General features: G+C 69.3%; 25 protein-coding genes. 10 read left to right on the forward strand and 15 right to left on the reverse strand.

The annotated features are described in order from the left end of the window. Positions 1-16 precede the first annotated feature (16 nt). Both nikR and STVA_RS15355 read left to right on the forward strand, forming a co-directional pair. Positions 17-451 carry a nickel-responsive transcriptional regulator NikR gene (gene nikR, locus STVA_RS15350; RefSeq protein ID WP_245978558.1) on the forward strand — a complete coding sequence of 145 codons (435 nt, stop codon included), beginning with the start codon at positions 17-19 and terminating at the stop codon, positions 449-451. 74 nt (positions 452-525) lie between these two features. Beyond that, entirely contained in the window at positions 526-762 is a 237-nt protein-coding gene (locus STVA_RS15355; RefSeq protein ID WP_123694753.1) for a hypothetical protein, read from the forward strand. A 16-nt stretch (positions 763-778) separates the two neighbouring features. On the opposite strand, the gene STVA_RS15360 is transcribed toward STVA_RS15355, so the two are convergent. From STVA_RS15360 to STVA_RS15370, 3 genes are all read right to left on the reverse strand, one after another. Continuing rightward, positions 779-2,065 carry a TRAP transporter large permease gene (locus tag STVA_RS15360; protein ID WP_123694756.1) on the reverse strand — a complete coding sequence of 429 codons (1,287 nt, stop codon included), beginning with the start codon at positions 2,063-2,065 and terminating at the stop codon, positions 779-781. Beyond that, the gene (locus STVA_RS15365) at positions 2,062-2,658 is read right to left on the reverse strand and encodes a TRAP transporter small permease subunit (protein WP_170216688.1); all 597 of its coding nucleotides are present in this window, start codon (positions 2,656-2,658) and stop codon (positions 2,062-2,064) included. The genes STVA_RS15360 and STVA_RS15365 overlap by 4 nt, the downstream gene beginning before the upstream one ends. A gap of 85 nt (positions 2,659-2,743) precedes the next feature. Continuing rightward, positions 2,744-3,787 (reverse strand): TRAP transporter substrate-binding protein, encoded by a 1,044-nt coding sequence (locus STVA_RS15370; protein ID WP_170216690.1) that lies wholly within the window; start codon positions 3,785-3,787, stop codon positions 2,744-2,746. A gap of 169 nt (positions 3,788-3,956) precedes the next feature. On the opposite strand from STVA_RS15370, the gene STVA_RS15375 reads away from it, so the two are divergent. Continuing rightward, positions 3,957-4,913, forward strand: a complete 957-nt coding sequence (locus STVA_RS15375; RefSeq protein WP_170216691.1) for an NAD(P)-dependent oxidoreductase — start codon at positions 3,957-3,959, stop codon at positions 4,911-4,913. Positions 4,914-4,928: 15 nt separating this feature from the next. Here the strand turns inward: STVA_RS15375 and STVA_RS15380 are convergent, their stop codons facing one another. The 3 genes from STVA_RS15380 to STVA_RS15390 form a co-directional block, all read right to left on the reverse strand. Next, positions 4,929-6,902, reverse strand: coding sequence for a calcium-binding protein (locus STVA_RS15380; RefSeq protein ID WP_123694761.1), 1,974 nt, complete (start codon positions 6,900-6,902; stop codon positions 4,929-4,931). Between the two features lie 123 nt (positions 6,903-7,025). Then, positions 7,026-7,817 carry a 2-keto-4-pentenoate hydratase gene (locus STVA_RS15385; RefSeq protein ID WP_123694763.1) on the reverse strand — a complete coding sequence of 264 codons (792 nt, stop codon included), beginning with the start codon at positions 7,815-7,817 and terminating at the stop codon, positions 7,026-7,028. Next, entirely contained in the window at positions 7,818-8,633 is an 816-nt protein-coding gene (locus STVA_RS15390) for a putative hydro-lyase (RefSeq protein ID WP_170216693.1), read from the reverse strand. 129 nt (positions 8,634-8,762) lie between these two features. Between STVA_RS15390 and amrB the strand changes: the two genes are divergently transcribed. Further along, positions 8,763-10,118 carry an AmmeMemoRadiSam system protein B gene (gene amrB, locus STVA_RS15395; protein ID WP_170216695.1) on the forward strand — a complete coding sequence of 452 codons (1,356 nt, stop codon included), beginning with the start codon at positions 8,763-8,765 and terminating at the stop codon, positions 10,116-10,118. 6 nt (positions 10,119-10,124) lie between these two features. Here the strand turns inward: amrB and STVA_RS15400 are convergent, their stop codons facing one another. Together STVA_RS15400 and STVA_RS15405 are read right to left on the reverse strand one after the other, a co-directional pair. Beyond that, entirely contained in the window at positions 10,125-10,859 is a 735-nt protein-coding gene (locus STVA_RS15400; RefSeq protein ID WP_123694769.1) for a class I SAM-dependent methyltransferase, read from the reverse strand. Beyond that, a complete protein-coding gene (locus STVA_RS15405) occupies positions 10,856-11,779 on the reverse strand; it encodes a phosphotransferase family protein (RefSeq protein WP_170216696.1) in 924 nt (307 codons plus the stop codon). Before STVA_RS15405 ends, STVA_RS15400 begins: the two co-directional genes overlap by 4 nt. Positions 11,780-11,976: 197 nt before the next feature. Here STVA_RS15405 and araD point away from each other — a divergent pair, with 197 nt between their 5' ends. The 4 genes from araD to STVA_RS15425 all read left to right on the forward strand — a co-directional run bounded on the left by araD (position 11,977) and on the right by STVA_RS15425 (position 16,662). Further along, positions 11,977-13,701: an L-arabinonate dehydratase gene (gene araD / locus STVA_RS15410; RefSeq protein WP_123694773.1), complete on the forward strand. Its 1,725-nt coding sequence runs from the start codon at positions 11,977-11,979 to the stop codon at positions 13,699-13,701. Between the two features lie 53 nt (positions 13,702-13,754). After that, the gene (locus STVA_RS15415; RefSeq protein WP_123694775.1) at positions 13,755-14,696 is read left to right on the forward strand and encodes a 2-hydroxyacid dehydrogenase; all 942 of its coding nucleotides are present in this window, start codon (positions 13,755-13,757) and stop codon (positions 14,694-14,696) included. Beyond that, complete coding sequence (locus STVA_RS15420) at positions 14,696-15,784, forward strand: Ldh family oxidoreductase (RefSeq protein ID WP_123694777.1); 1,089 nt, start codon at positions 14,696-14,698, stop codon at positions 15,782-15,784. The genes STVA_RS15415 and STVA_RS15420 overlap by 1 nt, the downstream gene beginning before the upstream one ends. Positions 15,785-15,861: 77 nt before the next feature. Beyond that, positions 15,862-16,662 carry an HpcH/HpaI aldolase family protein gene (locus STVA_RS15425; protein ID WP_123694779.1) on the forward strand — a complete coding sequence of 267 codons (801 nt, stop codon included), beginning with the start codon at positions 15,862-15,864 and terminating at the stop codon, positions 16,660-16,662. A 111-nt stretch (positions 16,663-16,773) separates the two neighbouring features. On the opposite strand, the gene STVA_RS15430 is transcribed toward STVA_RS15425, so the two are convergent. Beyond that, on the reverse strand, positions 16,774-17,127 hold the full coding sequence (locus tag STVA_RS15430) for a DUF1428 domain-containing protein (protein WP_123694781.1): 354 nt from the start codon (positions 17,125-17,127) through the stop codon (positions 16,774-16,776). Between the two features lie 14 nt (positions 17,128-17,141). Next, positions 17,142-17,567, reverse strand: coding sequence for a VOC family protein (locus tag STVA_RS15435; RefSeq protein WP_123694783.1), 426 nt, complete (start codon positions 17,565-17,567; stop codon positions 17,142-17,144). Positions 17,568-17,810: 243 nt separating this feature from the next. Here STVA_RS15435 and STVA_RS15440 point away from each other — a divergent pair, with 243 nt between their 5' ends. After that, complete coding sequence (locus STVA_RS15440; protein ID WP_123694785.1) at positions 17,811-18,347, forward strand: histidine phosphatase family protein; 537 nt, start codon at positions 17,811-17,813, stop codon at positions 18,345-18,347. Positions 18,348-18,411: 64 nt separating this feature from the next. Here the strand turns inward: STVA_RS15440 and ilvC are convergent, their stop codons facing one another. The 5 genes from ilvC to miaA all read right to left on the reverse strand — a co-directional run bounded on the left by ilvC (position 18,412) and on the right by miaA (position 23,672). Next, positions 18,412-19,431: a ketol-acid reductoisomerase gene (ilvC, locus tag STVA_RS15445; protein WP_123694787.1), complete on the reverse strand. Its 1,020-nt coding sequence runs from the start codon at positions 19,429-19,431 to the stop codon at positions 18,412-18,414. Positions 19,432-19,474: 43 nt separating this feature from the next. Then, positions 19,475-20,269, reverse strand: a complete 795-nt coding sequence (locus tag STVA_RS15450; protein ID WP_123694789.1) for a sulfotransferase domain-containing protein — start codon at positions 20,267-20,269, stop codon at positions 19,475-19,477. A gap of 4 nt (positions 20,270-20,273) precedes the next feature. After that, a complete protein-coding gene (gene ilvN, locus STVA_RS15455; RefSeq protein WP_245978560.1) occupies positions 20,274-20,777 on the reverse strand; it encodes an acetolactate synthase small subunit in 504 nt (167 codons plus the stop codon). 64 nt (positions 20,778-20,841) lie between these two features. Then, complete coding sequence (locus STVA_RS15460; protein WP_123694793.1) at positions 20,842-22,602, reverse strand: acetolactate synthase 3 large subunit; 1,761 nt, start codon at positions 22,600-22,602, stop codon at positions 20,842-20,844. 86 nt (positions 22,603-22,688) lie between these two features. Then, positions 22,689-23,672 (reverse strand): tRNA (adenosine(37)-N6)-dimethylallyltransferase MiaA, encoded by a 984-nt coding sequence (miaA, locus tag STVA_RS15465; protein ID WP_123694795.1) that lies wholly within the window; start codon positions 23,670-23,672, stop codon positions 22,689-22,691. A gap of 36 nt (positions 23,673-23,708) precedes the next feature. On the opposite strand from miaA, the gene serB reads away from it, so the two are divergent. Then, the gene (gene serB, locus STVA_RS15470) at positions 23,709-24,608 is read left to right on the forward strand and encodes a phosphoserine phosphatase SerB (protein WP_123694797.1); all 900 of its coding nucleotides are present in this window, start codon (positions 23,709-23,711) and stop codon (positions 24,606-24,608) included. The last annotated feature ends 28 nt before the right edge of the window (positions 24,609-24,636 follow it).

Here is a 24,636-nt window from a genome sequence, read left to right on the forward strand (position 1 = left end):
AAGAGGAGAATTGCCGATGGTGCAGCGCCTGACGATCAGCCTGGACCAGGAGGTCGCCGATGCCATCGACGCCTTCATGGGCCGGCGCGGCTACACGAACCGGTCGGAGGCCATCCGCGACCTGGTGCGCCACGCCCTGGCCGACCCGGCCGTGTCCGAGCCGGCAGCCGCGACCTCGGTCGCGGCCGTCAGCTATGTCTACGACCACCACCGTCGCCAGCTTGCGTCCCGGTTGGCCAACGTGCAGCACGACCATCACGGGCTGGTGGTGGCCACAACCCATGTCCATCTCGACCACCACAATTGCCTGGAGGTGTGCCTGCTGCGCGGCGACACGACCGCCGTGCGCGGCTTCGCCGAGGCCGTTCTGAGCGAGCGCGACGTGCGCTACGGCCAGCTCAACCTCATTCCGCTGGCGGGCGACGGCGACCATGGACATGGCCAGGAATGAAGGGTTCTTCCCTTGGCGCGGCCGGCACCCCATCTTGGTCGGCAGTTCCCGCCAGCGACCCTGGACGCAACGCCATGCCGCCCGACGCCCCCAGCAGCCCCCCTGCCCGCTCCTACTGGCTCGACACCGAGGGCCGGCCGATCAGTTGCCTGGAGAAGATCAAGGTCCTCGACCAGAACCTCGAGGAGATCCGCGGGGCCTGCCAGGACGCGCTCGAGGATGCCGTCCTGATGGGTTGCGACGAGGAGCAGATCCGCGCCGTCCTGCGCCAGGTGGTGGACGGGCTGGTCAACCCCTACGCGAAGGGCTGACCAGCCGCCGTCCTCGTCATCCGGTCGCGGCCTTCGGCAGCCAGAGCGCGATCGACGGGAAGACCGAGATGATCACGATCATCAGCATCAGCGTCGCGACGAACGGCAGGGTTCCGATGATGACGTCGTCGATGCGCCCCCGCTTGCGTAGCCCCTGCACGACATAGAGGTTCACGCCGACCGGCGGGGTGATCAGCGCGGTCTCCAGCAGCAGGACCATCAGGATGCCGAACCAGATCGGGTCGTAGCCCGCCTTGAACATGATGGGGGCGATGATCGGCACGGTCGCCACCATCATCGACAGCGTCTCCATGAACATGCCGAGGATCAGGTAGAAGATGACGACCGCGATGAGCAGCTCGACCGGCGTCATGTTGAGGGCGGTGATGTACCGGTTCACCTGGTTGGTCAGGCCGATCGAGGTGATCACGAAATTGAGGAAGTAGGCCGCGATCAGGATCGCCATGATCATCGCGGTGGTGCGCATCGTGCCTTCGAACGCGACGAGGAGCACCCGCCAGGTCAGGCGCCGGCTCCAGGCCGCCACAGCCAGCGCCGCCAGCACGCCCAGCGCCGCGGATTCGGTCGCCGTTGCCCAGCCGGCATAGATCGACCCGATGACGGCCAGGAAGATCAGCAGCGGCGGCAGCAGGTCGGGCAGGCTGCGGATGCGCGCCTCCCAGGTGGTCGTCGTCCGCGTGCCGCCCCAGGCCGGGCGCCACAGGCAGAGCAGAAGCACCGTCAGGCTGAACAACCCCGCAAGCACCAGCCCCGGAATGACGCCCGCCAGATAGAGCTTGGGGATCGACGATTCGGTGAGCACGCCATAGACGATCATGTTGATCGAGGGCGGGATCAGGATGCCCAGCGTGCCGCCGGCGGCGATCGTGCCGAGGAACAGGCGCTCGTTGTAGCCGCGCTTTTCGATCTCGCCCAGCGCCACCGTGCCGATGGTGGCGGCCGTGGCGACGCTCGATCCGGAGGTCGCCGCGAACATCGCGCAGGCGGCGATGTTGGAATGCATCAGGCCGCCGGGCAGCCAGGGCATCCACTGCACCAGCGCGTTGTACATGCGCTCGGCCATGCCGGACCGCAGCAGGATCTCCCCCAGCAGCACGAAGAAGGGGATGGCCACCAGCAGGAAGTTGTTGGAGGTCGACCAGGCCATCTCGCCCATGGCGAGCGACAACGGCATCCGCGAATAGAACTCGGTCAGCGCCAGCCCCAGGACGCCGAGGCCGGCTGCCACCGGCACGGCCAGGGCCAGCAGGCCGATCAGTACGGCAAGCGTCGTCCAGATCATCGGCCGGCTCCGGCGTGGCGGGCAGCCGCCAGGGCCGCGATCTCCTCCTCCACCTCCTCCTCGGCCGAGCGCGTGCCGATGAGCTGCACGGCGCCCTGGACATTGCCGGAGAAGATGCGACGCAGTGCCTCGATCAGCAGAACGACGCCGACCGCGAAGAACAGCAGCATGCCGGCCATCCACAGCACCTGCGGCAGGACCACCGGCGTCTCGATCGCCGACTGGCTGCGCGAGCCGGAGATCCAGGACTGCTCGACCACCAGGCGCCCGTGCCATGCGACGAGCGCGAAAAAGCCGACGAACAGGACCAGGCCGGCCACGTCCAGCACGACGCGGAGGGCGTTGGGAAACAGCACGTACAGGCTGTCGATCCGGATGTGCGCGCGCTCGATCAGGGCCGCACCCAGCCCCCACGATGTGCCGATGGCCAGCGCATAGCCGGCCAGTTCGTCGGCGCCGCCGATGGAGGTGCTGAAGAATTTGCGGATCACGACATCGATGCCGATGAGGACTGCGGCCAGCAGCACGAGGGCACCACCGAACCACAGGCCGAACCGGGACACGCGATGCGCCAAGGCGAGGACGGTCGTCATTCCGCCTCCTGAAACGGATATCTGGAAAGAAAACGGACCGGGCGCGCGGGCGCCCGGTCCCATGAGATCGACCTTGCCTGGACGCTCAGCTCACCGGTGCCTTCAGGCCCAGCGCCTTGCCGACGGTCTCGTTCCACTCCTTCACGCACTCGGCACCGCAGCGCTTGGCCCAGTTGGCCAGGACCGCGCCCTCGACCAGCTTCTTGTGGGTTTCGGCCTCGGCCGGCTTCACCGCGACGATGGTGATGTTGGCGGGCTTGCCCAGCGTGCAGGGCTGCTTGTTGGTGTTGCAGTTGTCGGCCTGGGACATGGCCTCCTTGATCGTGCCCCACATCTTGTCTTCGTAGGTCTTGAACTGCGCCGTCAGGAACGCCTGCACCTTCGGATCGAGGCGATTCCACGTCCCAAGGTTGACAGCCAGCGCATTGATGCTCCAGCCGAGCGACATGGGATAGAGCGACTTCGTCACCTCGGCCCAGCCGGCCGTGTTACCCGACAGGCTGCCCGTGACGCCGCAGTCGACGACACCGTTGTTCAGCGCCGGCACGACTTCGGCGAACGCCATGCTGACGGCGGTGGCGCCGATGCCGCCGAGGAAGTCGCGCATCGTGTTGTTGAAGACGCGGACCTTCTTGCCCTTCAGCCCGTCCAGGCCGGGCAGGACGTCGCGGCACCAGAAGACTTGCGGCGGGTTGCCGCCGAAGGCCAGCAGCTTGGCGTTCCAGTTCTTCTGCATCTGGCGGTCGATGACCGGCCCCCAGGCGGTGCAGGCCGCCCGCGCCTTGTCCGGATCAAGCGTCAGCCCGGCCAGATCGCAGCCCTCGAAGCGCGGGTCGTCGCCGGCCATCTTCGAGATGTCCATGCCGGCGAAATCCATCACGCCCAGCTTCAGCAGGCGCAGCATGGTCTTGTCGTCGATGCCCATCTGGTCGAGCGGCGTCACGTCGACGGTGATCGCGCCCTTGGAGGCCTCGGGGATGGTCTTGCGCCAGAAAGGCAGCTCGTCGACCATCGAGGCCACCGTCGGGCCGTTGAGGCCGATCGCCTTGAACTGCGCCTTGGGCAGGTCCTGCGCCCAGGCGCCACCGGCCATCGCCACCATGGCTCCGGCCACAAGAATGCGCTTCATCATTATCCTTCTCCCTTTTCTTCGCCGGGCCTGCGCGAGCCGGCCGCCGCCGCTCGACGGCGACGACACCCCGAGGCGAATGCTGGCACCGATCGGGAGCAGCATGCAATACGCCGCCCTCGGCGATCGGCGGTTGATCGTCGTTCCCGCAGCATGCCATTCAATCGCCATGCCAGTATCGACCGCGCTGTCCGCCCCGATCGTCATCCTATCCGAACCGCTGCCGCCGGCCGGCATGGGGGCCTTGCAGGCTGCAGCCATCGCGGTGCGAGTCCTATCCGAGCCGATGCCCGAGCATCTGGCGGCAGCCCTGCCGGAGGCGGCGGCGATCGTGCTGGTGAACGAGCAGCCGGCCCTGACCGCCGCCATGATCGACGCCGCGCCGCGGCTGCGGATCGCCTGCCGCAACGGTGCCGGCTTCGACAATTTCGACGTGCCCGCCCTCACCCGGCGCGGCATCCCCCTGCTGACCACGGGCGACGCCAACGCCGACGCGGTGGCCGAGCATGCGCTGCACCTGTTGCTGGCGCTGGCGCGCCGCGGGCCGGCCTACGACCGGGCGATCAAGGGCGGCGCCTGGTCGCGCGCGCCGGGCGCGGTCGAGCTGCGCGACAAGACCATGGCCGTGGTGGGATGGGGCCGCATCGGCCAGCGCATCGGCCGGCTGGCCGAGGCGTTCGGAATGCGGGTGCTGCCGGTCGACCCGGCCGTCTCGGCGGCCGTTCCCCTGGCGAGCGCGCTGGCGCAGGCGGACGCGGTGGTGCTGGCCATGCCGTTGACGCCGCGGACGCACCACCTGATCGACACGGACGCCCTGGCCCGGATGAAGCCATCGGCCTTCCTGGTGAATGTCGCGCGCGGGCCGGTCGTCGACCAGCAGGCGCTGGCCGCCGCCCTGACCGCCGGGCGCCTGGCCGGCGCCGGGCTGGACGTTCTGGAGCAGGAGCCGCCGTCCCCCGACGACCCGCTGCTCGCCCTGGACAATGTCGTGCTGTCGCCGCACGTCGCCGCCTCCTGCCCGGAGGCGGTCGCGCGCGTGGCGGTCGCCTGCGCCGAGGCGGTGGTCCGCGGCCTCGCCGGGCGCTTCGACGGGCTGACGGTCGTCAACCCGGCGGTGCTGGCCTGACGGGCGGCCGCCGCGTCAGACCAGCAGGAACATGTCGGCGCCGAGGTCGGCCTTGGCCAAGCCGGCCAGCAGGATCGAATGGCCCTCCCCCAGCGCGATCAAGACGCCGTCGTCGGTATCCTCGGCCGCGTTGAGCAGGCCGGCGCTGCCCGGGATCGCCAGGCCGTTCAAGGTGCCGTTGCCGGCGACGTCGATGACGATCCGGTCGCCCGCCGCGCCATACTCGAAGTCGAGGATGACGTCCTGGCCCGAGCCGGCGCCGAAGCGGAACTGATCGGCGCCGCTGCCGCCCTCGAGCGTGTCGGCATCCCGGTCGCCACTGACGATGTCATCCCCGGCGCCACCATTCACCCAGTCCCGGCCGGCGCCGCCCGCCAGCGTGTCGTTCCCGCCATCGCCATGGACGAAGTCCTGCCCCGTGCCGCCCTGCACCAGGTCGTGGCCGGCGCCGCCGCCGATGGCGTCGTCCCGATCGTCGCCCGTCACCGTGTCGGCCCCTGCCCCGGCGGCGACGCTGTCGTTGCCCAGCCCGCCCAGCAGCACGTCATGGCCGTCGCCGCCGTCGAGCAGGTCGTTGCCATCCTGTCCCAGCAGCCAGTCGTTGCCGCCCAGGCCATAGAGCTTGTCGTTGCCGCCGGCGGCGATGAAGACGTTGGCGCCGTTGCCGCCGAGCAGGTGGTTCGCCATGGCGTTGGCCGTGGCATTAATGCCGTCCGCGTCGCTCGCGGCCTCGAAATTGGCGATCCAGGGTTTCATGGCGACGCCGGCATCGGACCGCAGCATCCCGATGCCGTCCTGGCGGGACAGCAGCTCCTGGTCCTGCCAGGTCGCGATATAGGCCTGGCTGCCGCCCCACTGCGCATCGTGGGACGCGGGATAATCGAAGATGGCGCCATCGTCGTCGCCGACCACCACGACCTTGCCGTCAGCCATCGCGACCAAGCTGCCGCGGATGCCCGGCAAGGCGGGCTCGCCGATCGGATGGCTATCGGCGTCAAAGACGCGGAACAGCTGGACGCCCGGATAGATGGTCGGTTCCGTGCCCGGACTTGTCGGAAAGACGTAGTAGGTGTCCTCGAACACCACGAAGCCACCATCCTGCAAGGCGGCAACGCCCGCCGAGCGCCCGGTGAAGACCGCATCGCCGATGCGATTGCCGGCGGTGTCGAAGCGTTGAAAGCCGGTCGAGACCGGCACGTCTCGGCCAAACTCGCCCGTCAGCGAGTAATTATTCCACGACACCAGCAGGTCGCCATTCGCCAGCACCTCGGCCTGGCCGAGAGTCGTGCGGTACGTCCCATCAGGCAGCGGGTATGCCAGTTCGACCCGATCGCCCAATGGTTCGCCATCCTCGCCGAGCCGCCAGAGATCGATACCGCCATTGGCACCGCGCTGGACCAGCAGAAAGGCTTGGTCGTTGCCTGACGCCAGTTCGCCTCGCGCCGTGAAGTAGCGCCCGACCTCGGCGCCGTCGCCGATCTGCGCGCCCTCGGGCGAGAGTCGGGCGGTAAAGACCAGGATCTCAGCTTGGTTCGATTGCCGCTGGATTCCGAGCAGCAGAAAGCCACCGTCCGCGGTCGGCGCGACATCGACCGCCTCGTTGAACGGCAAGGGGCCGCGGTCCGGCGTATCCAACGTGACGGCCCCGCCGATGAGGCGCCCGTCTGCGCCGACGACCTGTGCCGTGAAGTCCCAGGACTGGGTCGAGGCGTCGAAGCGGTTCCAGACGACGACGAACCGGCTGCCGTCCGCCGAAACCCCGAAGGCGCTGGTGCCGCCGTCACCGAAGATGTCACCCGAATTTTCCGGCAGGGCCGAGGCCAGGACGATCGGGGCTCCAGAGGCTCTGCCCGCAGCGTCATAGGCCTGGATCTCGATGTCCTCGCCATCCGCGGCCATGGTGGCAAGGCCGCCGCCGGGCAGTGCGATCGTCTCACTGCGATAGATGGCGCCTATCGGATCGACGGTTGGCGTGATCGTGCCGACCATGGGAACAACTCCTTCAAATCGCAACACCCACCCCGCGTGATGGGCATATGCGATAAGAAGTTACTGTTGCAACCGTGGTTCCATATCCAGCAGTGGAATGTTCTCGCCAACCGACCTGCAGCCTCAATCCGTGAAGCGGACCGATACCCGACCAAGCGCGCCGAAATCGCCCAGCACCGCGTCGTCCGGCGCGATCTCCAGAGGCGCCAGGCAGGTGCCGGTCGTGACCACCTGCCCCGCCGCCAGCGGCACACCGATGCCGGACAGCTCGTTCGCCAACCAGGTCAGCGCCAAGCGGGGGTCGCCCAGCACGTTGGCGCCCAGCCCCTCGCGGCTGTAGCGGCGGCCGACATGGCCGACCGGTCGCTCGCGCGACAGGTCGAGCACCCGCCAGTCAGCCGTCACCTCCGGCCCCAGCACGAACAGGTGGGCACACGCATCGTCGGCGATGAGCTGCGGCGCGCCGACGGTCGCGAAATCCTCGAAGCGAGAGTCCGGGATCTCGATCGCCAGGTGGAGGCCGGCGACCGCCCCCATCACCGCATCGACGTCGTAGCTGGCTTCGCGCGGCGGCAGGGTACGACCCATGCGGAAGGCGAACTCCACCTCCGCCACCCGCATCAGGTTCCCGGCCAGCGATACCGCCGCCCCGTCCGCCAGCACCCGATCGGCCGGCAGGCGCCCCGCCATGGGGCCGTCGACGCCGATATGGCGTTGCCCGGCCGTGCTAGTGGCGGCGATCTTCCAGCCGAAGAGCGGTGCGGCGCCCGGCGCCTCGAGGCAGGCCTGGATGGCATAGCCCTCGCCGCGCGTGGCCGGGCGCAGGTCGGGCGGCAAGGCCGGCAACCGGCGGCCTTGCCGCCAATGGTCGAGCAGCAGGGCGGAGGCCGCCTGCGCCCGCGACGGATCCAGCATCTAGAGGGCCGCCACGGCGGCGTTGCGGATGTCGGTCACCACCATGTGGCCCGGCGTGTGGGTGATGGCGAAGGGGGGCCTGGCCATGCGGATCGCCGCCTGCGGCGTCACCCCGCAGGCCCAGAAGACGGGCAACTCGTCGGCCATCACCTCGGTCGCCGGGCCTTCCCATGGCTGGTCGATGTCGTCGATGCCGATCAGGTGCGGCAGGCCGATATGGACCGGGGCGCCATGGACGTTGGGAAAGCGGCTCGTCACCTGCACCGCGCGCACCGCATCGGCCGGCTTGAAGGGCCGCATGGAGACCACGAGGTTGCCGTGGAAGCGCCCGGCCGGCGCGGTCGGCACGTTGGTCAGGTACATCGGCACGCCGGTGCCGCATGCGATGTGGCGCAACGGCAGCCCGGCATCAAGCAAGGCTGCCTCGAACGAAAAGGAACAGCCCAGCACGAAGGCCACCAGGTCGTCGCGCCACAGATGGGCGATGTCCGGCACGTCGCCCTCCGGCACGCCGTCGCGGAACACGCGATAGCTCGGCACGTCGCTGCGGATGTCGAGGTCCTGGCCGAGCTGCGGCAGGAAAGGGTCCCCCGGCTCGGACATGCCGACGATCGGGCAGGGCTTGGGGTTGAGCTGGCAGTAGCGCAGGAACTCCCCCGCCCAGTCGGCCGGCAGGATCGCCAGGTTGCCCTGCACGAAGCCCGGCGCGACATTGGCCGTCCACCCGGTATGGCGTCCCGCCCGGATCGCCCGGCGCGCCTCGCGGGGGTCGGCGAACAGGGTGGCGGGCACGTTCGGCATCAGGGAGTCGGGCATCGGGCTTCCTCCTCGGGATGTCGGGCGGTGCGCGCGGACGCACCGGAATCTCCAGCGACGACATCCTACGACCGACCCGTGGCCGGTGCTATGCTGGGTGGCATGGATCGTATCGTCAGGCAGCCGGGGGTGGCCGGCGTATTCTACCCGGCCGAGCGGGCCGTGCTGGCCGAACTGGTGGTCGGCCTGCTGCGCGGCGCGCGCTGCGAGATCGCGGGGCCCAAGGCCGTGATCGCCCCCCATGCGGGGCTGGCCTATTCGGGCGCCATCGCCGCCACCGCCTATCGCGCGCTGGCCGCCAACCGCGGCACCATCAAGCGGGTGGTCCTGGTCGGCCCCACCCATCGCATGGGGGTGAAGGGCATCGCCCTGCCGCGCGCCGACGCCTTTGCCACGCCGCTGGGCGAAATCCCGGTCGACTGGCCGGCGATGGCACCCCTGCTGGCGATGCCCGACGTCGCCGTCGACGATCGCCCCTTCGAGCGCGAGCACAGCCTGGAAGTGCATCTGCCGTTCATCCAGGCGGCCCTGGGTCCGGTCACGCTGATCCCGATGCTGGCCAGCGCCGTCACGCCCGAGCGGGTGGAGGCTGCCCTGGCGGCCGTCTGGGGCGGGCCGGAGACGGCGATCATCGTCAGCTCCGACCTGTCGCACTTCCATGACCACGAGACCGCGAGCGGCTTCGATCGCGCCTGCTCCAAGGCGATCGAGCTGTTGAAGGCCGAGGATATCGGCGACCATCAGGCCTGCGGCCGGACCGGCATCAAGGGGCTGATCCGCATGGCCCAGCGCCTCGACATGCGGGCCACGACCGTCGGCCTTGGCAATTCCGGCGACACGGGCCAGCCCCGGGACCGGGTGGTCGGCTACGGAGCCTATGTGTTCGAGCAGGCCGGGACGGCCCGGCTGCATCCGGAACGGCAAGGCTTCCTGCTCGATGTCGCCCGCCGCTCGATCCGCCGGGGGATCACGGCCGGCAAGCCGATCGCCGTCCAGATCGGCGACAACGCGCCGCCGACGCTGACCGCCCACCGCGCCACCTTCGTCACGTTGGAGCAGGAAGGCCGCCTGCGCGGCTGCATCGGCTCGGTCATCGCCCACCGGCCGCTGGTCGAGGATGTGGCCGAGAATGCCTTCAAGGCCGCCTTCGGCGATCCCCGCTTCCCCAAGCTGACCCTGGGGGAATTGGCGCGCTGCCACCTCTCGGTCGCCATCCTGTCGACGCCGCGACCCATCGCCTGCGCGAGCGAGGAGGAACTGGTGGCCAGCCTGCGGCCCCATCTCGACGGTGTCATTCTGCAGGACCGCGGCCGGCGCGGCCTGTTCCTGCCCCATGTCTGGTCGGGCCTGCCGGACCGGGCGCAGTTCGTCCGGCAACTGAAGGCCAAGGCCGGGTTGCCGCGCGACCACTGGTCGCCCACCATGCGAGCCTGGCGCTTCGGGACGGAGAAGTTCGCGGGCGACCTGGCACCGCCCGCGGCCTGACCGCGATCAGCCCTCCGGCCGGTCGCAGGCCACCAGCAGGAAGGGCGGCCGCTCGCGCTCGCCGGCCCAGTCGGGATGCGCTGCGAGATCCTCCAGGCTCGGTGCCCATTCGACCAGCGCGGCGACCCGGAATCCCGCGCCGATCAGCAGCGCGACGTGGGTCCCGATGGTCCGGTGCTGCTTGATGACGCCGGGCGCCAGCCAGTCGGTCGTGCGCGGTCCCTCCTCCATATAGGAATCGACGGGCCAGGATTTGCGGCCGCCGACATCCAGCCAGCCGGGCTGCATCGGCGCGGTATGGATCGGGTGCTCGATCGAGAAGACGAGCCGCCCGCCCGGCACCAGGCCTGCATGCGCGGCCGCGAGCAGGCGGCGCAGGTCGGCAACATAGTGGAACGCGAGCGAGCTATAGATCAGGTCGAAAGCGCCCGGCTGGGGCGCGAAATCCTCCAGGTCCGCGCGGCCATAGCGGACGACGGCCGCGCTGGTTTCGGCGCGCGCCCGCGCCAGCATCCGCTCGGACAGGTCGACCCCCAGGACCGCCGCCGCCCCCTCGTCCGCCGCCCAGCGGCAGAACCAGCCGAAGCCGCAGCCGAGGTCGAGCACGCGCCGGCCGGCGAGCGGCGGCAGGAAGGCGCGCAGCGCCGGCCATTCCGGCGCGGCCTCCAGCCCGTCGATGGAGCGGGGCAACTGGCTGTAGCCGGCGAAGAAGGCCGGATCGTCATAGATGTTCTGCGTCATCCCCCGCTCCCGATCGTGCGCCGGATCATCGCCGCCGCGTCGCGCACCAGCCCCGGCGTGGCGTCCGGCCGGGCCAGGAAGTCGGCCCAGGCATAGAGGTCCGCGATCGCCGCGAGCCGCCGCCAGTCCGCCGGCAGGTGGCCGCCGGCGGCGCGATACCCCACCTCCACGCCGGCCACGAAGGAAGCGTCGTCGCCGGCCGGCGGGCGCAGGAGATTGCCGAAATCGAACGCAGGCCAGCCGGCGAAGGCGAACTCCCAGTCCAGCACGGCCGTGACCCGGCCGGCGGCCGCCAGCAGGTTCGAGCCGTTGAAATCGCCGTGCACGAGGCAGGCGCGGGTCTCCCACGCGGCCAGCCGATCGCCCTCGGCGGCGGCGAAGGCCAGGGCGGCATCCGTCGCCGCCGGCCCCAGCCTGGCCCCGCCCGGACCGTCGACGAGGCAACGGCGAAGGAAGCCTTCCAACCCCGCCCGGCCGCCCACCACCGGGTGGACGATGTCCAGGTTCGGGCCGAGGAAGCCGGCGGCGGGAAACCCCACCGCATGGATGGCCGCCAGGACCGCCCCCGCCGACCGGCCGACAGCGGCCGCGGCGGCCGGATCGAGGCCAGGCACGACCGTCTCCATCCGGTCGCCGGGCATCCATTCCAGGACGGCGAAATGCAGGCCGCTGGCATCGTCCAGGCCCGGCCGCGCCAGGAAGCGGGGGACCGGCACGCGCCCGGCGACCAGCGCGTGCAGGGCCGCTTCCTTGGCCGCCTCTGCTTGGTCGCGCTGATAGATCCGCAGCAGCACCGGATCGGCGGCGCCGGCCAGCGTCACCCGCAGGTTCGTGTTCGCGAGCCCGCCCGCAACCGGCGCCGCCGCCAGCGCTCGCGCGCCCGGCAGCGCCCGCCCGACCAGGTCGCGAACGAGGTCCAATCCTGGTGCCAGGGCCTGCTGCCCGCGTTGCCATCCCTCCCGCATCGTTCCGCCCGCCATCCTCCGGCGATGAAATTGTCGACAAACCGCCCGCCCGCGTTGACCGCCTCCGGGGCCGGGCTTAGGCTGCCGGTCCCTTCCGCGTCGGGCTCGCAACGACCCCGGCGATCCTGTCTCCGACCCTGCCAAGAGCCGCCATGACCCGCAAGACGCCCGAGCAACTGCGCAGCCATCGCTGGTTCGGGGTCGATGACCTGCGATCCTTCGGCCACCGTTCCCGCGCCGCCCAGATGGGCTTCGGCCGCGAGGACTATAAGGGCCGGCCGGTCATCGGGATCATCAATACCTGGAGCGAGATCAACCCCTGCCACTTCCACTTCCGCGAGCGGGCGGACGCGGTCAAGCGCGGCGTCCTTCAGGCCGGCGGCTTCCCGGTGGAGATGCCGGCGATCAGCCTGTCGGAGCCGTTCCAGAAGCCGACGACGATGATGTACCGCAACCTGCTCGCCATGGAGACGGAGGAGCTGTTGCGCTCCTACCCCTGCGACGGGGCGGTGCTGATGGGTGGCTGCGACAAGACCACGCCCGCCCTGCTGATGGGCGCCATCAGCATGGATATCCCGACCATCTTCCTGCCGGCCGGCCCGATGCTGAAGGGCAACTGGCGCAACACCCCGCTCGGCAGCGGCAGCGACACCTGGAAATACTGGGCCGAGCTGCGCGCCGGCCGCATTGACGAGAAGGACTGGCAGGAGATCGAGGAAGGCATCGCCCGCTCGCCCGGCCACTGCATGACCATGGGCACCGCCTCGACGCTGACCAGCGTGGCCGAGGTGCTGGGTTTCACCCTGCCGGGCGCCGCCTCCATCCCGGCCACCGACAGCATGCACCCGCGCATGTCGGCCGCCAGCGGCCGGCGCATCGTCGAGATGGTGTGGGACGACCTGAAGCCGAGCGACTTCCTGACCGCCGGCAGCTTCGACAATGCCGTGACGACGGCGATGGCGGTCGGCGGGTCGACCAACGTCATCATCCACGTGCTGGCCATCGCCGGCCGCGCCGGCATCCCGCTCGACCTGGCCCATTTCGACGCCATCTCGCGCACGACGCCGATGATCGCCAACCTGCGGCCGTCGGGCGCCTACCTGATGGAGGATTTCTACCTGGCGGGCGGCCTGCGGGCGCTGCTGAAGCAGTTGGGCGACCGGCTCGACCTGTCCTGCGGCACCGTCAACGGCCAGACGCTGGGCCAGAACATCGCCGACGCCGAGATCTTCGACAAGGACGTGATCCGCACGCCGGAGACGGCGCTGTCGCCCCAGGGCGGGCTGGCCGTGGTCTTCGGCTCGCTGGCGCCGGACGGCGCAGTCATCAAGCCGACGGCGGCCGACCCCCGCCTGATGGTCCATCGCGGCCCGGCCATGGTCTTCGACGACTATAACGACATGGCCGCGCGCATCGACCTGCCGGACCTGCCGGTGACCGCCGATTCCGTCCTGGTGCTGCGCAATTCCGGCCCGCTCGGCGGCCCCGGCATGCCCGAATGGGGCATGCTGCCGATCCCGCAGAAGCTGCTGAAGGAGGGCGTGCGCGACATGGTCCGGGTGTCGGACGCTCGCATGAGCGGCACCAGCTACGGCACCTGCATCCTGCATGTGGCGCCGGAATCCTTCATCGGCGGGCCGCTGGCCCTGGTGCAGACGGGCGACATCATCTCCCTCGACGTGCCCAACCGCCGCATCGACCTGGAAGTGCCCGAGGACGAGATGGCCCGTCGCAAGGCCGCCTGGACGCCGCCGCCGGTGAAGTTCCAGCGCGGCTACGGCGTCATCATGTCCCGCCACATCACCCAGGCCGACAAGGGCTGCGACTTCGACTTCCTCGCCGGCACCGAGCCGACGGCGGAGCCGGAGATCCACTGAACGTCCGAAATCCACTGAACGTCCAAGAAACGCGCTCGCCGCAAGGAAACGCCATGAAGCCCGATGTCGTCCTGATCGCCCAGTACCCGCCGCAGATCATGGCCGTGCTGGAAGACAACTTCACCTGCCACAAGATGTACGAGGCGACCGACCGCGACGCGTTCCTCGCCAGCGTCGCCGGCAAGGCGCGCGGCCTGGCCTCGACCGGCGTCCACGGCGCCCCGCGCGCGCTGATCCAGGCGCTGCCGAAGCTGGAGATCATCTCGGGCTTCGGCGTCGGCTATGACGCGGTCGACCTGCCGACGGTGAAGGAACGCGGCATCGTCCTCACCAACACGCCCAACGTCCTGACCGACTGCGTCGCCGACCTCGGCATGACGCTGATGCTGGATGCCGCCCGGCGCGTGCCCCAGGCCGAGCGCTTCCTGCGCGACGGCAAGTGGCTGAAGGGGAACTACCCGGCCGGCGTGAAGGTCACCGGCAAGCGTGCCGGCATCTGCGGCCTGGGCCGCATCGGCTCGGCGCTTGCCAAGCGGCTGGCCGGGTTCGACATGGAGATCATGTATTACGACATCGAGCCCAAGACCAACCTGCCCTACCGGCTGATGCCGTCGCTGATCGACCTGGCGGAGAATTCCGACTTCTTCTTCGTCGCCTGCTATGGCGGCCCGACCACGCGCAAGCTGATCGACGAAAAGGTGCTGCGCGCCATCGGCACCAAGGGCATCCTGGTCAACATCGCCCGCGGCAGCATCGTCGACGAGGCGGCCCTCGTCCGCGTGCTGGAGGACAAGGCCCTGGGTGCCGCCGGCCTCGACGTGTTCGAGGACGAGCCCAACGTGCCGGAGAAGCTGCTGACCTTCGACAATGTCGTGCTGACGCCGCACATCGCCAGCAACACCAACGAGACCCGCGCCGCCATGGGCAACCTCATGTGCGAGAACCTGATCGCCTATTTCGCGGGCAAGCCGGTACCGACCCGGGTTCCCGTCTGATGGCGGCAGTCACCACCCGCATCCCGGCCGAGCGCCTGCGCCGGCAACTCGCGCTCGTCTTCGACGCCTGGGGCATGCCGGACGACCAGGCCGCCGCCGTCATCGACGTGATGGTCGAAACCGACCTGCGCGGCGTCGATTCCCACGGCGTCTCGATGCTGCCGCTCTATGACAAGCTGCGGCGCGAGGGGAAGGTCCTGGCCGCGCCCGAGGTGAAGGTGACGCGCGAAGCGCCAGTGACGGCGCTGGTCGATGCCGGCCACGGCCTTGGCCACTATGCCGCCGTCCGCGGCATGTCGATCGCGATTGAAAAGGCCAAGGCCAGCGGCATGGCCGCCGTCGGCGTGTTCAACTCGAACCACTACGGCCCCGCCGGCTACTACGCGTTGATGGCGGCCCAGGCCGGCCTGATCGGCATGTCCTTCACCAATGTGTGGAACTCGGCCGTGGTGCCGACCCGCAGCCGGGTGCCGATGTTCGGCACCAACCCGATCGCCTTCGCCGCCCCCGCCGGCCACAACCCGCCCTTCTGCCTCGACATGGCGACCAGCACGGTGGCGATCGGCAAGCTGCGCGTCGCCTACCTGAACGAGAAGCCGGTGCCCGCAGGCTGGGCGATGGACGAGGCCGGCCAGCCGCTGACCGACGCCACCGCCGCGCTCGAAAGCCGCCACCTGACGCCGCTCGGCGGCCTGGCCGAGATGTCGAGCCACAAGGGCTATGGCCTGGGTGCCATGGTCGAGATCCTGTGCGCCATGCTGACCGGCGCCTGGTATGCGCCGGTGAAGGCGAAGAAGGCACCGGACGACCCGATGTTCAACATCGGCCACTTCTTCTTCGCCATCGACCCCAAGGCGTTCCGCGACCCGGGCGAGTTCGAGGCCGACCTGGACGGCATGATCGACGCGCTGCGCGCGGCAGAGCCCGCCGAGGCGGGCAAGCCGGTCCTGGTCCATGGCGATCCGGAGCTGGCCAACCATGCCGAACGCACGGCCAACGGCATCCCGATGCCGCCCGCCCTGCTCGACGAGGTGCGCGACGTGGCTCGCCTCAACAACGTCGCCTTCGTCCTCGACGGCCAGGTCTGAGTTTCCCAACCCCGAGCCCTCACCCCAACCGAACAACCGGTCCCGCCCGGAAGGCGGAAGCAGGAGGAATATCCCCCATGAAGCAGAACAACGTTCTCAAGATCTGGAAAGAAGGCGGCTGCGTCGTCAACGGCTGGCTCGCCATCCCGAGCGGCTTCTCGGCCGAGGTGATGGCCCAGGGCGTGGCCGGCCTGACCTGGGATTCGATCACCGTCGACATGCAGCACGGCGTGCAGGACTATGGCAGCGCCGTCCCCTGCATCCAGGCGATCAACACCACGTCGGTCACCCCCTTCGTGCGCGTGCCCTGGCTCGACGAGGGCGCCATCATGAAGTCGCTCGACGCGGGCGCGCTGGGCGTCATCTGCCCGATGATCAACACCGCCGACCAGGCCAAGCGCCTCGTCGAGGCCTGCCGCTATCCCCCACTCGGCCAGCGCTCCTTCGGTCCGATCCGCGCCGGCTTCTACGGCAACGACTACCAGCCGGAAGCCAATGCCAGCATCGCCGTGATGGCGATGATCGAGACCCAGCAGGCGCTCGACAACCTGGAGGCGATCCTCTCCACGCCCGGCCTCGACGGCGTCTATGTCGGCCCGGCCGACCTGTCGCTGTCGCTCACGGGCAAGGTCGGCTTCGACCATGCCGAGGGCACGATGCAGTATGACGCGATCATGGGCATCCTGGCCGCGTGCAAGAAGCACGGCGTCCATGCCGGCATCCACACCGGCTCTGGCGACTATGCCGCCAAGATGGCCCAGAAGGGCTTCCAGTTCACCACCATCGGCTCCGACAGCCGCCTCCTCCAGGTCGGCATGCAGGCCGAACTGACCAAGGTCCGCACCGCCGGCGGCGGGCTGAAGGCCGGCCCGTACTGAGCCGCTTCGTTCGATAGACGGTCGAGAGCCCCCGGGTCACCGCCCGGGGGCTTTCGCTTTTTCGACCGCCGGCTCGAATGCGAGCAGGGCAGAGATGCAGCGGTGCCTGGATCAGCTTCTGTCGAGCAGGACGGCGAAGCCGCCATAGACCATGCGCTTGCCGTCGAAGGGCATCAGGTCCCCGAAATTCATGCGCGGGTCCTGCATGACCTTCTCGTTGCCGGCGTCGCGCGCCTCCTTGGATGGCCACTCGATCCAGGAGAACACCACCGTCTCCCCCTCCTCGGCCTTCACCGAGCGAAGAAAGTCGGTGGTCTTGCCGACCGGCACGTCATCGCCCCAGCACTCGACGACGCGCGTCGCCCCGCATTCGCGGAAGACCGCGGCCGCCTTTGCGGCGGCGGCCAGATATTCGTCCTTCCGGCCGCTCGGCACGGGCACGAGGAACCCATCGACGTAGCTCATCTGCAATCCTCCCTTCAGGCGGCCGGTGCCATGGCCGCCTTCGCGGCCTCCAGGTCCATCCACATGATCTCCCAGATATGCCCGTCCGGGTCCTCGAAGCTGCGACCAAACATGAAGCCATAGTCCTGCACCGGGCAAGGGTCGGCCACGCCGCCCGCGGCCACCGCCTTGGCAACGGTTGCATCGACCTCGTCGCGGCTGTCGGCCGAGAGGCAGATCAGCACCTCGGTCGCCTTGCGGGCGTCGGAAATCGGTCGGGGGCTGAACTGCATGAACTTGGGGTGCGTCAGCAGCATCGCGTGGATCGTGTCCGAGAAGACCATGCAGGCGGCGGTATCGTCGCTGAACTGCGGATTCCTGGTGGCGCCGATCGCCTCGTAGAAGGCAATCGATCGCGCGAGGTCGGTAATGGGGAGGTTCACGAAGATGAGTTTCGCCATGGGGCATCTCCTGTGCAAGGCGCCGGATGCGCCATCCATGCCCTGCCCGAGGGATAAACTCAACACTTTAGTTAACTGATATTCCGGGGGTTGAAAGCCGACGACCGGACGGCACGCCCGACGCGAGGCGCTTCCCAGCGGCCCCGCAAACCGACTAAATAGCCAACGGTTGGACAGTCATCCCGGGCATCCGCCGGTCAGGACCGTCCGCCCGGTACTCGCGCAAGGCACCAGGAGGATGAGATGGGAAAGTTGGCGAACGTGCTGGCCCTGCTGCCGGTCCTGCTGGCCGCCGCGCTCTCCGCGCCGCCGGCGCGCGCCGAAGGGGTGGTGTTCCTTGTCCGCCATGCCGAAAAGAGCCTCGAAATCGAGGGCGACGCGGCACCGCTGCTGAAGGCCGGCGTGGATCGGGCGCGGACGCTGGCCCGCATGTTGGCCGGTGCGGGGATCGCCGAGCTGATCACCACGGACGCCCTCCGGAGCCGGCAGACAGGCGCCCCGTTCGCGGAACGCACCGGCTTGCAGCCCCAGGTGATGACGCGCAACGACCAGGTAGCACTGGCCGGCCGCCTGCGCGAGAAGCCGGACGGCAAGGACCGGCTGATCATCGGCCATGTCCGCAACATCCCCCGGATCCTGGAGGCGCTGGGCGTGCCGGGTGGCGGCCAGGTGACCCTGAACCCCGATGTCGACTATGATCACCTGTTCGTGGTGCAGACCTACCCCGGACGGCCCGCCAGCATGGTCCGGCTGCGGTTCGAGGCCACCAACCGGGAGTGACGCACCGCTGGCTGTCCAGTCCCTGGTCCGGGGCATGCCCGAACCAGGGTGGACAGCACGCAGGTTAGTTCTTCGCCTTGTCGACCAGCTTGTTCTGGGCGATCCACGGCATCATGGCGCGCAGCTTGGCGCCCACTTCCTCGACGCCGTGCGCGGCACCCATGCGGCGCATCGCCTTGAAGCCGGGCTGGCCGGCGGCGTTCTCCAGCACCCATTCGCGGGCGAACTGGCCGGACTGAATCTCGGCCAGGATGACCTTCATCCGCTCCTTCACCTCCGGCCCGATGACGCGGGGGCCGCGGGTGTAGTCGCCATACTCGGCCGTGTTGGAGATCGAGTAGCGCATGTTGGCGATGCCGCCCTCATACATGAGGTCGACGATCAGCTTCACCTCGTGCAGGCACTCGAAATAGGCCATCTCGGGGGCATAGCCGGCCTCGACCAGCGTCTCGTAGCCGGCCGTGATCAGCGAGGTCAAGCCGCCGCACAGCACGGTCTGCTCGCCGAACAGGTCGGTCTCGCACTCTTCCTTGAAGGTCGTCTCGATGATGCCGGCACGGCCGCCGCCAATCGCCGAGGCATAGGACAGCGCGATCTCGAGCGCGTTGCCCGACGGGTTCTGCTCGACCGCCACCAGGCAGGGCACGCCGCCGCCCTTCTGGTATTCCGAACGCACCGTGTGGCCGGGGCCCTTGGGCGCGATCATGAACACGTCGATGTCGGAACGCGCCTCGATCAGGTTGAAGTGGATGTTGAGGCCGTGGGCGAACGCGATGGCCGAGCCCGGGCGCATGTTGTCGCGCAGGTCGTCGCGCCACAGGGCCGCCTGCAGCTCATCCGGCGTCAGGACCATGACGACGTCGGCCCACTTGGCCGCCTCGTCCGGGGTCATCACCTTGAAGCCGGCCGCCTCGGCCTTCTTCACGGTGGCCGAGCCCTTGCGCAGGGCGACGGCGACGTCCTTCACGCCGCTGTCGCGCAGGTTCATGGCATGGGCGTGGCCCTGGCTGCCATAGCCGACGATGACGACCTTCTTGCCCTTGATCAGGTTGACGTCGGAATCGCGATCGTAATAGACGCGCATGGTGGTGTTCCTCCAATGGGGACGGTGAGACGGGGCAGCCCCGTCAGAGAATGCAGCCCAGGGATTCGAGGCGCCCGCGGGCAGCGGGGTCGAGCGTCTCGTGGATGGTACGCGCAACGAAAAGGCGATCTTCCTCGGCCAGGTGCCCGGCGCCGGCACCGATGCGGCCTTCCCGCATCCGGCGGGCATCGAGGTCGGCCGGGTCGACCGCGTTGCCGGGAAAACCGGTTTCGGCTTCCAGCTCGGCCATGCGATCGAAGGCGGCTGCCGCGATCGCGCGGCCGGCGGCATCCTGATCGCACGGGATCGAGAAGGCTTCAAGAACCCGGCCAAACGTCCCGGCCGGGTCATGGGTCAGCTGCTCATAGCTGATCCAGGTGACGCCCGGCCCGCTGCGCTTGCGGATGAGCTGGTTGTGATACTCGATCCAGGCGGCGGCCCCGCGGGGGCTGCGGAGATAGTCCCCGACCGCCTGCTCGCGACGGCCGTTCTGCCGGCTTTCCATGAAGTAGCGTGAGACGATGGTGTCCAGCGGCGAACGCACCATGACGACGGTCGGATTGACGCTGCCATCGAACGGCTTCCAAGGCAGGTGCTCGCACAGCACGCGCGGGATCGACGGCCGGTCGCCATAGCCGAAGGCCGCCCGGCCGCGCTGGGGATCGTCGTCGTTGTTGGGGACGATCGTGAACAGCGAATGCAGGTCGACCGGCCCCAGCCCATGGATGTCGGCCAGATATGCGGCCAGCATGAAGCGCAGCCAGGTCCGGCCCGACTTCACGTAGCTCGTGACGATGCAAGCGCCAGCCGGTGGCGGCAGGAGGGACTTGCCGGCCATCGGGCTAGAGCGCCTGCGCCCCCCGGGAGATCGCTACTACCCCGGTCCGCGAGACGTCGATCAGCCCCAGCGGCCGCATCAGCCCGATGAAGGCATCGAGCTTCTCGGTGGAGCCGGTCATCTCGAAGACGAAGGATTCGGTCGTGCTGTCGATGACGCGGGCGCGGAAGATGTCGGCCAGGCGCAGGGATTCGATGCGCTTCTCGCCCGTGCCCACGACCTTGATCAGCGCCAGCTCGCGCTCGACCGACTTGCCTTCGAGCGTCAGGTCGCGCACGGCATGCACCGGCACCAGGCGATGAAGCTGAGCCTTGATCTGCTCGATGATCATCGGCGTGCCCGAGGTCACCACGGTGATGCGCGACAGGTGCACCTCGGGGTCGACCTCGGCCACGGTCAGGCTCTCGATATTGTAGCCGCGCCCGGAAAAGAGGCCGATGACGCGGGCGAGAACACCGGGCTCGTTGTCGACGAGCACGGCGATGGTGTGGCGGCGGATGTCGCTCAAGGGACGATGCTCCGGAAGACGGGGACTGCGGAAGGGTGCGCCGAAGGTCGGGGGCCGAAGCCCCCTATACGAGCACCATCCCCTCGTCCGAGACCGACGATTCGCGGCGATCCTCCGGCCCGAGCAGCATCTCATTGTGGGCTGCCCCCGACGGGATCATCGGGAAGCAGTTCTCCTTCTGGTCGACGCACATGTCGAGGATGAAGGGTCGCGGCGTCTCGATCATCTCGATGATCGCGGCATCCACCTCATCGACCTGCGTGGCACGCCGGCCGACCGCGCCGAACGCGTCGGCCAGCTTCACGAAGTCCGGCAGCGAGTCCGAATAGCTCTCGGAGTAGCGGGCGCCATGCAGCAGCTCCTGCCACTGGCGGACCATGCCCATCCACTGGTTGTTGAGGATGAACACCTTCACCGGCAGGCGGTACTGCGCCAACGTCGACATCTCCTGGATGTTCATCAGGATCGAGGCCTCGCCGGCCACGTCGATCACCAGCGCGTCCGGGTGCGCGATCTGCACGCCCATCGCCGCCGGCAGGCCGTAGCCCATGGTGCCGAGCCCGCCTGAGGTCATCCACTGGTTCGGGCCCTCGAACTTCATGAACTGGGCCGCCCACATCTGGTGCTGGCCGACCTCTGTCGTGATGAAGGTCTTGCGGCTGCGCGTCAGGGCATAGAGCCGCTCCAGCGCGTATTGCGGCTTGATCACCCGGTCGGTCTTCTCGTAGCGGAAGCAGTCGCGCGCTCGCCACTCCTCGATCTGCTTCCACCACGCCTTCAAGGCGGTGCGGTCGGGCTTGGCCTTGCGCCGCTTCCATTCGGCCAGGATCGCGGCCACCGTGCGCCCGGCATCGCCGATGATCGGCAGGTCGACGCGGACGTTCTTGTTGATCGACGAGGGGTCGATGTCGATGTGGATCTTGCGCGAGCCGGGCGAGAACTTCGTCAGATTGCCGGTCACCCGGTCGTCGAAGCGCGAGCCCACCGCCACCATGACGTCGCAGCCATGCATGACGAGGTTGGCCTCGTAGCTGCCGTGCATGCCGAGCATGCCCAGCGACTGCGGGTCCGACGCCGGGAAGGCGCCCAGTCCCATCAGCGTCATGGTGCAGGGATAGCCCGTCGTCCGCACCAGCTCGGTCAGCGCCTTCGACGCTTCCGGGCCGGAATTGATGACGCCGCCGCCGACATAGAAGACCGGGCGCTTCGCCTGCTCCAGCATGTCGACGGCCGCTGCCACCGCCTTTGGGTCGGGATCGACCTGCGGGCGGTAGGTGCGATGGACGACCTGGTCGCGGGCGACATAGGTGCCGGCCGCGAACTGCACGTCCTTGGGCAGGTCGATGACGACCGGGCCGGGGCGGCCGCTGCGGGCGACGTGGAATGCCTCATGGATCGTCCGCGCCAGTTGGTTGACGTCCTTCACCAGGTAGTTGTGCTTGGTGCAGGGCCGGGTGATGCCGGTCGTGTCCGCTTCCTGGAACGCATCGTTGCCGATCAGGTGCGTCGGCACTTGGCCCGTGAAGCAGATGATGGGGATGGAATCCATCAGCGCGTCGGTCAGGCCGGTCACCGCATTGGTGGCGCCGGGGCCGGACGTGACGAGGACGACGCCGACCTTGCCGGTCGAGCGGGCATAGCCCTCGGCCGCATGAACAGCCGCCTGCTCGTGCCGGACCAGGATGTGGCGGACGTGATTCTGCTTGAACAGCGCGTCGTAGATCGGAAGTACCGCGCCGCCGGGATATCCGAAGATTACGTCGACGCCCTGGTCAGCGAGCGCCTTCATGACGATTTCGGCTCCGTTCGGCTGCTGGTCCGTCATCACTCCCGTCCTTCCGATCGAGGCACACGCCTCCGCATCCGACGGGTCCACCCCGCCGGGAAGGCGCGCAACCTAGTGCCGTCGGCCTAGCGGGTCAACCAAAAGCGACGAACAAATGAAAAGATTTCTGGCAGCAGCCTTTCCGAATATTGCTCTCGCAGGATCCGGTTGACCGGCATGTCGCGCGGTGCCTGGTGGCGGAACCAGGTGAGCTGACGCTTGGCGTACTGCTCACTGGCACGAATGGCGGCCGCCGTGGCCACCTCCAGGGACGTCTGGCCGGCCACGTACCCGGCCAGTTCCGGCACGCCCACCGCCTTCATCGCCGGCAGGTCGGGCGACAGGCCCAGCGCCAGAAGCGCCTCGACCTCTGCCACCGCGCCCGCTGCCAGCATCGCCCGGAAGCGCGTGCCGATCGCGGGCTGGAGGGCCAGCCGCGGCGGCATCACCAGCAGGGCCGCCACCCGCGGCGCGTCGGCCGGGGGCACGCTGGCGCGCTGCCAGTCCCCCAGCGGTCGTCCCGTCGCGGTCACGACCTCCCACGCGCGCACCAGGCGCTGGCTGTCGCCGGGCGCCAGCCGCTCGGCCGCCTCGGGGTCCAGGCCGGCCAGCCGGTCGTGGAATGCCGGGCCGCCGATCTCCAGATGCAGCGCCCTGCCCTCGGCCCGCACCGCCTCTGGAATCTCCGGTACCGCCGCCAGCCCCTGGATCAGCGCGCGGAGATAGAGCCCGGTGCCGCCGACCAGGATCGGCCGGCCACCGGCCGCGGCGACGGCCTGGATCTCGGCCACCGCCATCTGGCGCCAACGCTCGGCCGACCCGGCCTCCGACGCCGGCAGCGCGCCATAGAGCCGGTGCGGCACGCGGGCCTCGTCCTCGGCCGATGGTCGCGCCGTCAGGATGCGCAGCTCGCGATAGAGCTGCTGGCTGTCGGCATTGATGATCGTCCCGCCGAACCGCTCCGCCACGGCCAGCGCCAGGGCGGACTTGCCCCCGGCCGTCGGCCCGGCCACGACCAGGGCATCGATGGCCGGGCGCTGCGAACGCTGGCCGTTCTCGTCTTCGCTCATGTTGCAGTGCGGCGGTGCCGCCCCCTATACAGCGGCATGACCCATGTGATTACGCTGGTCGCGGGCGCCGAGGAAGGTCCTCTGGCTGCCGGCGCGGTGTCTGCCGCCATGGCGGCCATCGCCGCCGCCGGTGGTGCCATCGGCCAGGCGGTATGGCTCGCGCCGGCCCGCGCCTGCGACCTGCCGTTCGCGGCCCCCCATCCCGAAGCCTGCCACGCCGCCGCCATGGCTGCCCTGGCCGGCACGGCGATCGACGTGCTGGCGGTGCCGATGGCCGGCCGGCGCAAGCGGCTGCTCGTCACCGACATGGAAGCGACCGTCATCGAGAATGAACTGCTCGACGACATGGCGGCGATGGTCGGGCTGGAGGTCGAGGTGGGTGCGGTCACCCGTCGCGCGATGGCAGGCGAGATCGACTTCGCCCAGGCGCTGCGCGACCGTGTGCGCCTGTTCGCGGGCCAGCCCCGGGCCTTGCTCGACCGCGCGGCAGCCGGCATCCGGCCGATGCCGGGCGCGGCCATCCTGGTCGCGACCATGCGTGGGGCCGGCGCTGCGACCGCGCTCGTATCGGGCGGGTTCCTGGTCTTCGTCGACCGGGTCGGCCGCCTGCTGGGTTTCCAGTCGGTCCATGGCAACGTGCTGGGGATGGATGGCGACCGGCTGTCTGGCGACATCCCGTCGCTGCCGGTCACAGCAGCCGGCAAGCGCGACGTGCTGCTGCGGCTGGCGGCGGAACAGGGGCTCGACCTGGAGGCCACAATGGCGATCGGCGACGGCGCCAACGACATCCCCATGCTGGCGGCAGCCGGGCTCGGCATCGGCTTCCACCCCAAGCCCGTGGTCGCCCGGGCCGTCGCCAATCGGATCGTCCATGGCGACCTCACGGCGGCCCTGTTTGCCCAGGGCTACCGCGCGGACGAACTGATCGGCGGCTGAACCGCCGCCGCCCAGCCGCGGCCCCGCC

This window comes from Stella humosa (assembly GCF_006738645.1).
In the GTDB taxonomy this organism is placed as follows: Bacteria; Pseudomonadota; Alphaproteobacteria; order ATCC43930; family Allostellaceae; genus Allostella; species Allostella humosa.